This is a genomic window from uncultured Albimonas sp. (assembly GCF_963977235.1).
In the GTDB taxonomy this organism is placed as follows: Bacteria; Pseudomonadota; Alphaproteobacteria; order Rhodobacterales; family Rhodobacteraceae; genus Albimonas.
Window position 1 is genome coordinate 1 of the sequence record NZ_CAXBOD010000047.1, and the last position, 10,658, is coordinate 10,658.

General features: G+C 72.4%; 9 protein-coding genes and 1 pseudogene. 7 read left to right on the top strand and 3 right to left on the bottom strand.

The genetic code is table 11. From position 1 onward, the window contains the following. Positions 1–1,688, bottom strand: a 1,688-nt coding sequence (locus tag AAC134_RS17815; protein WP_339950475.1) for a valine--tRNA ligase, incomplete at its 3' end; no start/stop codon positions are given. A 513-nt stretch (positions 1,689–2,201) separates the two neighbouring features. Here AAC134_RS17815 and rpmF point away from each other — a divergent pair. From rpmF to AAC134_RS17840, 5 genes and pseudogenes are all read left to right on the top strand, one after another. After that, entirely contained in the window at positions 2,202–2,405 is a 204-nt protein-coding gene (gene rpmF, locus AAC134_RS17820) for a 50S ribosomal protein L32 (protein ID WP_339950476.1), read from the top strand. A gap of 222 nt (positions 2,406–2,627) precedes the next feature. After that, complete coding sequence (gene plsX / locus AAC134_RS17825; RefSeq protein ID WP_339950477.1) at positions 2,628–3,848, top strand: phosphate acyltransferase PlsX; 1,221 nt, start codon at positions 2,628–2,630, stop codon at positions 3,846–3,848. Then, positions 3,845–4,822: a beta-ketoacyl-ACP synthase III gene (locus AAC134_RS17830; protein ID WP_339950478.1), complete on the top strand. Its 978-nt coding sequence runs from the start codon at positions 3,845–3,847 to the stop codon at positions 4,820–4,822. Before plsX ends, AAC134_RS17830 begins: the two co-directional genes overlap by 4 nt. Positions 4,823–5,092: 270 nt before the next feature. Further along, positions 5,093–5,395: an integration host factor subunit alpha gene (gene ihfA / locus AAC134_RS17835; protein WP_339950479.1), complete on the top strand. Its 303-nt coding sequence runs from the start codon at positions 5,093–5,095 to the stop codon at positions 5,393–5,395. Between the two features lie 34 nt (positions 5,396–5,429). Next, positions 5,430–5,681, top strand: a pseudogene (locus AAC134_RS17840) (MerR family transcriptional regulator); the annotation flags it as partial. A 222-nt stretch (positions 5,682–5,903) separates the two neighbouring features. Here the strand turns inward: AAC134_RS17840 and AAC134_RS17845 are convergent. After that, positions 5,904–6,614, bottom strand: a complete 711-nt coding sequence (locus AAC134_RS17845; RefSeq protein ID WP_339950480.1) for a GntR family transcriptional regulator — start codon at positions 6,612–6,614, stop codon at positions 5,904–5,906. A gap of 142 nt (positions 6,615–6,756) precedes the next feature. On the opposite strand from AAC134_RS17845, the gene tcuA reads away from it, so the two are divergent. Continuing rightward, the gene (tcuA, locus tag AAC134_RS17850; RefSeq protein ID WP_339950481.1) at positions 6,757–8,133 is read left to right on the top strand and encodes an FAD-dependent tricarballylate dehydrogenase TcuA; all 1,377 of its coding nucleotides are present in this window, start codon (positions 6,757–6,759) and stop codon (positions 8,131–8,133) included. Continuing rightward, the gene (gene tcuB, locus AAC134_RS17855) at positions 8,123–9,253 is read left to right on the top strand and encodes a tricarballylate utilization 4Fe-4S protein TcuB (RefSeq protein ID WP_339950482.1); all 1,131 of its coding nucleotides are present in this window, start codon (positions 8,123–8,125) and stop codon (positions 9,251–9,253) included. The genes tcuA and tcuB overlap by 11 nt, the downstream gene beginning before the upstream one ends. A 4-nt stretch (positions 9,254–9,257) precedes the next feature. Here tcuB and AAC134_RS17860 read toward each other — a convergent pair whose 3' ends face one another. After that, positions 9,258–10,658, bottom strand: coding sequence for an FAD-dependent oxidoreductase (locus tag AAC134_RS17860; protein WP_339950483.1), 1,401 nt, complete (start codon positions 10,656–10,658; stop codon positions 9,258–9,260).

The window sequence follows — 10,658 nt, forward strand, 5'->3', positions numbered from 1 at the left end:
AGGCCCATCATCATCATCCGGGCGACCCAGAAGAAGATGATGTCGAAGCCGGTGATCAGCACCGAGGTCGGGTAGTATTTCGCCAGCTCCGGCGTCTGCGCCGGCCACCCGAAGGTGCCCTGCGGCCAGAGGCCCGAGGAGAACCAGGTGTCGAGCACGTCCGCGTCACGGGTCAGCTCGACCGCCTCGCCATAGTGCGCCTTGGCGGCCGAGGCGGCCTCGGCCTCGGTCATCTCGCAGAAGATCGTGCCGTCGGGCCCGTACCAGACCGGGATCTGGTGGCCCCACCACAGCTGGCGGGAGATGCACCAGGGCTCGATGTTCTCCATCCAGTGGTCGTAGGTCTTCACCCAGTTGGCGGGATGGAAGGTGGCGCGGCCGTCGTGGGCGGCGGCCAGCGCCTCCTGCGCCAGGGTCTTCGCATCGACGAACCACTGGTCGGTCAGCCAGGGCTCGACCGGGACCTTGGAGCGGTCGCCGTGGGGCACCACGTGGGTCTCGGCGTCGATGCCGTCGAGCCAGCCCTGCCCCTCGGCGAGATCCACGATCGCCTTGCGGGCCACGAAGCGGTCGAGGCCGTCCAGCGCCAGGACCTCGGGCGCCGGCGCGCAGTCCTCGAGGAACTCGGGGTTGTCGTTGATCGTGATCGAGGCGCGCGAGGTCATCACGTTGATGCGGCGCAGGCCGGCGCGCTTGCCGACCTCGAAGTCGTTGAAGTCGTGCGCGGGGGTGATCTTCACCGCGCCGGTGCCCTTGGCGGGGTCGGCGTGCTCGTCGGCCACGATCGGGATGCGGCGGCCGACCAGGGGCAGGACCACGGATTTGCCCACCAGGCCCGCATAGCGCACGTCGTCGGCCGCGACCGCGACGCCGGTGTCGCCCAGCATCGTCTCGGGGCGGGTGGTGGCCACGACGATGTAGTCGCGCTCCTCCCAGGCCGAGGGGTCGTCGTCCTCGGGGGTCCAGGGGCGCAGGGTCTCCTCGCCGTCGATCTCCTCGCGCACCATCGGGTGGTCGTAGGTCTCGCCGTCGGCCAGCTTGTAGCGGAAACGCCAGAGGTTCCCCTTTTCCTCGACCTGCTCGACCTCGAGGTCCGAGATCGCGGTCTCGAAATGCGGGTCCCAGTTCACCAGGCGCTTGTCGCGATAGATCAGGCCGGCGCGGTGCAGCTCCACGAAGACTTTCAGGACGGCGTCGTGGAAGTTGCCGTCCTCGCCCTCGGGCGCGCCAGGCGCGCCGGACATGGTGAAGGCGTTGCGCGACCAGTCGCAGGAGGCGCCGAGGCGCCGGAGCTGGTTGAGGATGGTCGAGCCGCTCTGCGCCTTCCACTCCCAGATCCTGGCGGCGAAGGCCTCGCGGCCGAGTTCCCGGCGCGAGGGCTGCTGCTCGGCGGCCAGCTTGCGCTCGACCACCATCTGGGTGGCGATGCCGGCATGGTCCTGGCCGGGCTGCCACAGGGTGTCGTAGCCCTGCATGCGTTTCCAGCGGATCAGGATGTCCTGCAGGGTGTTGTTGAGCGCATGGCCGATGTGCAGGCTGCCCGTCACGTTGGGCGGCGGGATCACGATCGAGAAGCTCTCGGCCCCCGGCTTCGCGTTCGCGCCCGCGGCGAAGGCGCCGGCCTCCTCCCAGCGGGCGTAGATCTCGGGTTCGGCCGAGGCGGCGTCGAAGGTCTTTTCCATGGGCATGCGCGGGCGTCCGGGTCGGGAATTCGCGAGGCGTGAGATGTCCCGGCGCTTCTAGCCTGCGCGGCCCATCGGGGAAAGACCGCTCGGCGTGTTCGGGCGCGCCTGCGCGCCGGAGGCCCGGCGGGCCTGCCGGACAGGTTCTGGCGCGCCTGCGCGCCGGGGGCCCGGCGGGCCTGCCGGACAGGTTCGGGCGCGCCTGCGCGCCGGGGGCCCGGCGGGCCTGCGGGACAGGCGCAGGGGCGGGGCGCGCGGGGCGCGCGAAAGGGCGGCGTTCGGGGCCGGGCGGCGGGGCGCGGAAAGCCTCTTCAAGGGTGCGGGTTCGCCCTTGCGCTCCACAGATTTCGGCGTATGTTCGCCGCTCGTTTTTACAGCGGAGTCGGCCCCGTCCGATGCTCTGCTCCGGGACGCGGGGATGAGCCCCACGGAACGGGGCGCGGCGCGGATGGGTCCGGCCTTCACGCGCGACGGGCGGCATGATAGCTGACCGCCCCAGAAGCTACGGAGGTCAGACCCATGGCGGTCCCCCAGAATCGCGTTACCAGCTCCAAGCGCAACATGCGTCGCTCGCATGACGCCCTGTCGCCCTCGGCCCATGCCGAGTGCCCCAACTGCGGCGAGCTGCGCCGCCCGCACCATGTGTGCGGGTCCTGCGGCCACTACGGCGGCCGCGAAGTCGTCTCGATGGTCGAGGAAGTCGACCTGGACGAGGCGTCCTGAGGGACGTCCGGCGCGCCTGACCGAGCGCGGCCCCGGCCCGCGGCGCGCCGCTTCGGCTGACGAAGCGGCGCCCGGCCGACCAGGGCGGAGATCTCCGCCCCGCGGGTCCAGCACCGGCTTCCGACAGGGACAGTCCCTGCGGACCCGCCGCGCGGCGCCCCGCCCCCTGACCGGGGCGGAGGGCCGCAACCTGACCCGCCGCTCCGGACGCCCCGACACCGGATGACAGACCAGACGCGCCCTCCCGAGCCTTCTTCCGACGCGCAGCCGCGCGCGGCGTCGCCCATCGAGCTGTCCGCCCATCGCGTGGCGGCCACGCCGAGCGCCGCCCCGATCGCCTCGCCGCGCCCGGTTCCGCGCACCGGCGCGAGCGTGATTTCGGTCGACGCCATGGGCGGCGACCGGGGGCCGGGACCGGTGCTTGCGGGCATGGCGATCTCGGCCAAGAAGAACCCCGACATCCGCTTCATCGTGCATGGCGACGAGGAGCAGCTGCATCGCATGATGCGCCGCCGCCCCGCGCTCGCCGAGCGGACCGAGGTCCGGCACGCGCCCGAAGTGGTGGCGATGGCCGACAAGCCCTCCAAGATCATGCGCCGCTCGCGCGGGACCTCGATGATGAGCGCGCTGCAGGCGGTGTCGGGGGGCGAGGCCTCGGTCGCGGTCTCCTGCGGGAACACCGGGGCGCTGATGGCGCTGGCGATGCTGGCGCTGCGCCGGGCGCCGGGGGTGGACCGGCCCGCGATCGGCGTCTTCTGGCCCTCGCGCGGGCCGGCGGGGCACAACATCGTGCTGGATGTCGGCGCCGACATCCGGGCCGAGCCGAAGAACCTGGCGCAATACGCCGTGATGGGCGCGGAATATGCGCGCCTGGGCCTCAAGATCGACCGCCCGCGGGTGGGTCTGCTGAACGTCGGCTCCGAGGAATCGAAGGGCGGCGAGGATCTGCACGCGGCCGCCGAGATGATCTCGGCCGCCGCGATCCGGCCGGGCGCGGGCTTCTCCTACATCGGCTTCGTGGAGGGGGGCGACATCCTGTCCGACCGGGTCGACGTGATCGTCACCGACGGCTTCACCGGCAACATCGCCCTGAAGACCGCCGAGGGCACGGCGAAGCTGATCTCCGACAGTCTGAAGGAGGCGTTCCGCCACACCTGGCTGTCGCGACTTGGGGCGCTGGCGGCCTGGACCTCCTTGCGCCGGCTGTCGAAACGCATAGATCCTCGTCATGTGAACGGCGGGGTGTTCCTGGGGCTGAACGGGTCGGTGGTGAAAAGCCATGGGTCCGCTGACGCAACGGCAGTCGCCTCGGCCATCAAGCTGGCCGCGACGATGGGGCTCTCGGGCTTTCAAGGTAAGGTGGCCGAACAGGTTGCAAACGCCTTCCCGGCCCGGAACACTGCCGGCGCGGATTCGGACAGGAGCGGAAAGACCACAGGATGACCGTAACGCGCGCCGTCCCGCTGGGTTGCGGCCACTATCTCCCCGAGCGGATCGTCGAGAACGCCGAGTTCGCGAAGACGCTCGAGACCTCTGACGAGTGGATCAAGACCCGGTCCGGCATCGAACGGCGCCACTTCGCGGGCCCGAACGAGAAGACCTCGGATCTCGCCATTCCCGCGGCGCAGCGCGCTCTGGCCGCCGCCGGGCTCGAGGCGTCCGATCTCGACGCGATCGTGCTGGCCACCGCCACGCCCGACGAGACCTTCCCCGCCACCGCCACCCGCGTGCAGCACGCGATCGGCATGACCCACGGCTTCGCCTTCGACGTGCAGGCGGTGTGCGCCGGGTTCATCTACGCGGTGGGCATGGCCAATTCGCTGATCCAGTCGGGTCAGGCCAAGACCGTGATGGTGATCGGGGCCGAGACCTTCTCGCGGATCCTCGACTGGTCGGACCGGTCGACCTGCGTGCTGTTCGGCGACGGCGCCGGGGCGCTGATCCTGTCGGGCGAGCCGGGCGCCGGCACGCTGGCGGACCGCGGCGTGATGTCGGTGAAGCTGCACTCGGACGGGGCGCATCACGACCTGCTCTATGTCGACGGGGGTCCGTCCTCGACCGGCAAGGCGGGCTGCGTGCGGATGCAGGGCCAGCGAGTGTTCCAGCACGCTGTGAACAAACTCGCGCAAGTGGCTCATGAGGCTATGGATTCCGTGGGCGCCACGGCTGACGATATCGACTGGATGGTGCCGCACCAGGCCAACAGCCGGATCATCGAATCGACCGCGCGCAAGACCGGGCTGTCGATGCAGAAGGTGGTGATGACCGTGCACAACCACGGCAACACCTCGGCCGCCTCGATCCCGCTGGCGCTGTCGGAGACGGTGCAGTCCGGGCGCATCCGCCAGGGCGACCTGCTGTTGATGGAGGCGATCGGCGGCGGTCTGGCCTGGGGCGCCGCGCTGATGCGCTGGTAGGGCGCGAGGGTCGCCGCGGCCCTTCCCCCGCAAGGGAATTTCCACGCCCGCCCCTGGAAACGGGGGCGGGCGCGGCGTTTGCGCCGGGGCTTTCCGCAGGGCGGCCGATCACCTCCGCCGCGGGGCTCAGAGGGGTTCTGCGCGCCCCTCGCCAAGTCATTGACATTGACTCTGAAATCCCCAGCGGCCTACCCTCCCCCCACAGATCGACCGCGGCCGGCGCTCCCGCCGCCGCGGCGACGGCTTTGCAGAGGGGCGCAGGAGGCGCGGATGGCGAACAAGACCCACACCCGGCTCGACCTGACCGAGGCCGTCTACCGCGAGGTCGGCCTGTCGCGGAACGAATCCGCCGAGCTGGTCGAGAGCATTCTCGGCCATGTCTCGGACGCGCTTGTGAAGGGCGAGACGGTCAAGATCTCCTCCTTCGGGACCTTCCAGGTGCGCCAGAAGGGCGCCCGCATGGGCCGCAACCCCAAGACCGGCGAGGAGGTCCCCATCGACCCCCGCCGGGTGCTGGTGTTCCGGCCCTCGCACATCCTGAAAGACAAGATCAACGACGCCCTGAGCGGCTGACCGGCCCGCCCGGGTCGGAGGCCCTCTTCCGGACATGGACAAGTCCCCCAACGCGTTTCGCACCATCTCGGAGGTGTCCGAGGCCCTCGACGTGCCCGCGCACGTCCTGCGTTTCTGGGAATCGAAGTTCCCCGCCGTGCGCCCGATCAAACGCGGCGGCGGGCGGCGCTATTACCGGCCCGAGGACGTCACCCTGCTGGTGGGCATCCGCGAGCTGCTCTACGAGGACGGCCTGACCATCAAGGGCGTCCAGAAGATCTTTCGCGAGCGGGGCCAGAAGCACGTGGTGCGCCGCGGCGCGGAGGTGCTGGGCGAACCCTACGAGGAGCCGGCCGAGGCCCCTTCGCCGGCGCAGGCGGCCCCCGCCGAGCCGGCCCCCGCCCCGCCGGCGCCCGCCGCGGAAGCCGAGGCCGAGGGCCCCGACTCCGAGCGCGTGCGCGCGGTGATCTCCAAGCTCGAGGCCCTGCGAAACCGCCTGCGCGACGCCTGATCGCGCCTGCGGGGCGGCTCAGGACGTCTCCGCGGCGGTCCCCGCCAGGCGCAGGCGCGCGGCATGGGCGGCCTCGATGTGACGCCGCCCCGCCGCCTCGGCCGCCTCGGCCCGGCCGGCGCGCACCGCCTCCAGGATCTCGGCATGTTCGCCCACCGCCTCGGCGTGCCGCCCGGGCGCGGTGAAGGTCGTGGGCCCCAGCAGTGAGATCGCGTCGGCCAGCGCGTCGAGCGACGCATCCAGCCAGGGGTTGCCGGCGGCCTGACGCAGGGCGTCGTGGAAGGCGCGGTTCAGCTCGGCCGCCTCCGCCGCCGCAGCGCCGGGCAGCGCCGCGAAACGGGCGTGCAGCCCCTCGAGCAGCGCCAGCTCCGACGGGCCGGCGCGGCGAGCGGCAAGCCCTGCGGCCGCCCCTTCCAGCACCGCGCGCATGGCGTAGACCTGCGCGCGCTCTTCCGCCGCCAGCCGCCGCACCACGTGTCCCCGGCCGCCGCCGCGTCGCAGCAGGTCGCGGGCCTGCATCCGGCCCAGAGCCTCGCGCACGGGCGTGCGGCTGACCGAGAGGGCGGCGGCGACCTCCTCCTCGCGCAGGCGGTCGCCGGGGCGCAGGCGGCCGCGGCGCAGCGCCTCGCGCAGGCGTTCGAACACCGCCTCACCGAGGCTCGCGCCCGAACCGAGGGGGCCCATGGCCGCGAGCGCCGGCAGCGGCCCCTCCCGGCCCTCCGTCGTCATGGTGTCCGCCCTGCCCGGCTGCGTGCGCATCCGCCCCTCCCGATCCGCGCGGGGCGCCTGTCTTGGCGTCTCGCGGATTTCAGTATACTGAGAATACCCAAGCGCCGGAACCCCGGCGACCGACTCGCAAGGGAGGCGCGGGATGTGGGACGTGCTGGTGGCCGGCGGCGGCAACGCGGCGCTGTGCGCGGCGATCGCGGCGCGGCGGGCGGGACGCTCGGTGCTGGTGGTCGAGGCGGCGCCGAAGTTCTACCGCGGCGGCAACACCCGCCACACCCGCAACATGCGCTGCGCCCATGACGCCGCCACCGACACCCTGTCGGGCCCCTACCCCGAGGAGGAGTTCCTCGACGACCTGATGCGGGTCACCCAGGGCAACACCACGCCCGAGCTGGCGCGGATGATGATCCGCGACTCCAAGGACATGCTGACCTGGATCCAGGAGCAGGGGGTGCGCTTCCAGCCCTCGCTCGGCGGCACGCTCAGCCTGGGGCGGACGAACTCGTTCTTCCTCGGCGGCGGGCGCTCGATGCTCAACGAGCTCTACCGCACGGCCGAGCGGCTGGGGGTCGAGGTGCGCTACGAGGCCGAGGTCGTGGGTCTGGACCTCGACGGCCCGCGGTTCCGCGCCGCCACGGTCCGCCAGGACGGGCGCGACGGGCGCATCGAGGCGAAGACCTTCGTCGCCGCCTGCGGGGGCTTCGAATCCAACATCGAGTGGCTGAAGGAGGGGTGGGGCGAGCGGGCCGAGAACTTCCTGATCCGCGGCACCCCCTACAACCGCGGCACGGTCACGAAGATGCTGATCGAGGGCGGCGTCCAGCAGATCGGCGACCCGACCCAGTGCCATGCGGTCGCCATCGACGCCCGCGCGCCGCGTTTTGACGGGGGGATCATCACAAGGCTCGACTGCGTGGTCTTCGGCATCGTGGTTAACGCCGCGGCCCAGCGCTTCTATGACGAGGGCGAGGACATCTGGCCCAAGCGCTATGCCATCTGGGGCCGGCTGGTGGCCGAGCAGCCCGGCCAGATCGCCTGGATCGTCTTCGACGCCCCGAACCTCGAGCGGTTCATGCCCTCGCTCTTCCCCGCCATCACCGCGCCCACGATCCCGGAGCTGGCCGGCAAGCTGGGCCTCGAGCCCGCCGCGCTGGAGGCGACCGTCTCGGAGTTCAACGCCGCGGTGGTCGGCGGGCGCCCGTTCGATCACACGGATCTGGACGGCAACCGCACGCAGGGCCTGGCGATCGAGAAGAGCAACTGGGCCCAGCGGATCGAGACGCCGCCCTTCCACGCCTACCCGGTCCGCCCCGGCATCACCTTCACCTACCTCGGCGTGAAGGTGGACGAGAAGGCCCGGATGCTGATGGCCGACGGGACCCCGTCCGAGAACCTCTTCGCCGCGGGCGAGATCATGGCCGGCAACGTGCTGGGCCAGGGCTATGCCGCGGGCATCGGGATGACCATCGGCGCCGTCTTCGGGCGCATCGCCGGAACGGAGGCCGCCCATGTCGTTTGACCTTCCCAGCCCCGACGCGGGCCTGCGCGACCCCGGCCGCGACCCTGACCTCGCCGAGGCCGAGCGGCTGATGACCGTGTGCAACTCGTGCCGCTATTGCGAGGGGCTGTGCGCGGTGTTCCCGGCGATGGAGCTGCGCCGGTCCTTCGCGGACGGCGACCTGCAGTACCTGGCCAACCTGTGTCATTCCTGCGGGGCCTGCTACCACGACTGCCAGTTCTCGCCGCCCCATGAGTTCGACGTGAACGTGCCCGCGGTGCTGGCGCGGGTGCGCAACGACAGCTATGCGGCCCACGCCTGGCCCGCGGCGCTGCGGCCGCTGTTCCGCCGGCATGGCGCGGCGCTGGCGGTGGGGGTGGCGCTGGCCTGCGCGCTGTTCCTGGCGGGGTTCGTGGCCACAGGGGATCCGGGGGCGCTGTGGACGGCGCACCGCTCGCCCGAGCTGTTCTATGCGCTGATGCCCCATTCGGCGATGGTCGCGCTGTTCGGAGCGGCCTTCGGGTGGATGCTGCTGGCGGTCGGCATGGGGGCGCGGTCGTTCTGGAAGGCGACGGGCGGGCCGGTGGACGGGGCGGCGCTGGGGCGCGCGGGGCATGACGCGGCCACGCTGCGCTACCTCGACGGCGGCGGCGCGGGCTGCATGAACGCGGACGACCAGCCCGACGACACCCGGCGGCTGTGGCACCACTTCACCTTTTACGGCTTCCTGCTGTGCCTGGCCTCGACCACGGTGGCGACGCTCTATCACTACGTCTTCGACCGGCCGGCGCCCTATCCGCTGTGGGATCTGCCCAAGGTGCTGGGGACGCTGGGGGGGATCGGGCTGGTGATCGGGCCGATCGGGCTGCTGCGGGCCAAGGCCCGCCGCCTGCCCGACCTGCTGGACCCGCGGTTTCGCGGCATGGAGGTGGGGTTCCTCGCGATCCTGCTGCTGACCGGGGCGAGCGGGCTGGCCCTGATGGCCCTGCGCACCACCCCGCTGCTGGGGCCGATGCTGGCGCTGCATCTGGGCGCGGTGCTGGCGCTGTTCCTGTCGATGCCCTACGGCAAGTTCGTCCACGGGCTCTATCGCTACCTGGCGCTGAGCCGCTGGCGGCGCGAGGATCCCTCGCGCGGCTGAGGCCTCAGCGCGCGGCCTGCGCCGCCGCCCTGCCCGCCACCCGCCCCAGCGAGATCGCCGAGAGCAGGCCGTTGCCCGAGAGATACCCCTCGGCCCCCGCGCCCGAGACGCCGCAGGCCGCGCCGCCCGCGGCGTGCAGGCCGGGGATAGGGCGCCCGTCGGGGCGCAGCACGCGGGCCCGGTCGTCCACGACCAGCCCGCCTTGGGTGTGGAACAGCGCCCCCGTGACCCGCACCGCGCGATAGGGGGCGGCAAGCGGGGCGACGCCCTTGAGCGGTCGGCCGAAAGGGTCGGGGGTCTCGCCACGCTTGGCGGCCTCGACCTGCGCGAGGGTGTCGGCGAGCGGCTGGGCGGGGACCTTCATTCGGGCGGCGAGGGTTTCCAGGTCGTCGCCCTCGACCACCGCGCCCATCGCCTCGGCCTTGCGGAAATCCTCGAACTGGCGGGCGATCTCGGCGATGCGGGCGTCGAAGACGGTCCAGGCGGTCGCCTCGGGCTGGGTCAGGACGCGGGCGGCCTGCTCGGAATAGCCGGTGGCCTCGTTCGAGAACCGCTCGCCCGAGAGGTTGGCCTGGAAGCCGCCCTCCATCACCGTGGCCCAGGTGATCAGGATGCCGGCGGGATGGGCCACCGAGCCGTGGCCCTGGTGGCCGCCCAGGTGGCGGGTGGCGGCGCCCAGCGCCTCGCCCCAAAGGATCGCCTCGCCCTGGTTGCCGGGGTGGCCGAAGTAGAGCGCGTCGCGCAGGCTGGGGATGTGCTCTGCCACCAGCGCCTTGTTGCCGCCATAGCCGTTGCAGGCGAGGATCAGGGCGCGGCACCCGACGATCTCGGTGGTCCCGTCGGGGCGGGAGAAGCCGACGCCCCGGATCGCGCCCTCGGCCGTGAAAAGCGTCGTGACCTGCGCCTCGGTCAGGATGTCGACCCCCGCCGCCTCGGCCGCGCGGGCGAGGCGGTCGACCAGCTCCTCGCCCGAGCGGGAGGGCAGGCCGTGCATCCTGAGCGCCGAATGGCCGGGATAGCGGAAATTGTCGACCAGCGAGAACTCCAGCCCGTGGGCGTCGGCGAGCCACTCCAGCGCCGGGCCGACCTCGGAGGCCATCAGCGTGGCGAGGGCGGGCTCGGGCTCGCCATGGGCCTTCGCGAGGATGTCGGCGACGAACGCCTGCGGGCTGTCGTCCACGCCGGCGGAGGCCTGCCAGCGGGTGCTAGGCGCAGGGATCAGGCCGGCCGAGAGGGCGGTCGAGCCGCGGGGTGTGGCGTCCCGCTCCAGCACCAGCGCCTCGACGCCCTCGGCGCGCAGGGCGAGCGCCGCGGTCAGGCCGGCGGCGCCGGCGCCGACGATCAGGGCGGGGACCTCGGTCGCGAAGCGCTCGGGCGCGGGGCGGATGTCGGGCGCGGCGGGCAT

Bases quoted from the DNA above. Each gene is read 5' to 3' on its own strand.
- rpmF (WP_339950476.1), top strand. From the start codon at position 2,202: ATGGCGGTCCCCCAGAATCGCGTTACCAGCTCCAAGCGCAACATGCGT.
- plsX (WP_339950477.1), top strand. From the start codon at position 2,628: ATGACAGACCAGACGCGCCCTCCCGAGCCTTCTTCCGACGCGCAGCCG.
- AAC134_RS17830 (WP_339950478.1), top strand. From the start codon at position 3,845: ATGACCGTAACGCGCGCCGTCCCGCTGGGTTGCGGCCACTATCTCCCC.
- ihfA (WP_339950479.1), top strand. From the start codon at position 5,093: ATGGCGAACAAGACCCACACCCGGCTCGACCTGACCGAGGCCGTCTAC.
- AAC134_RS17845 (WP_339950480.1), bottom strand. From the start codon at position 6,614: ATGACGACGGAGGGCCGGGAGGGGCCGCTGCCGGCGCTCGCGGCCATG.
- tcuA (WP_339950481.1), top strand. From the start codon at position 6,757: ATGTGGGACGTGCTGGTGGCCGGCGGCGGCAACGCGGCGCTGTGCGCG.
- tcuB (WP_339950482.1), top strand. From the start codon at position 8,123: ATGTCGTTTGACCTTCCCAGCCCCGACGCGGGCCTGCGCGACCCCGGC.
- AAC134_RS17860 (WP_339950483.1), bottom strand. From the start codon at position 10,658: ATGCCCGCCGCGCCCGACATCCGCCCCGCGCCCGAGCGCTTCGCGACC.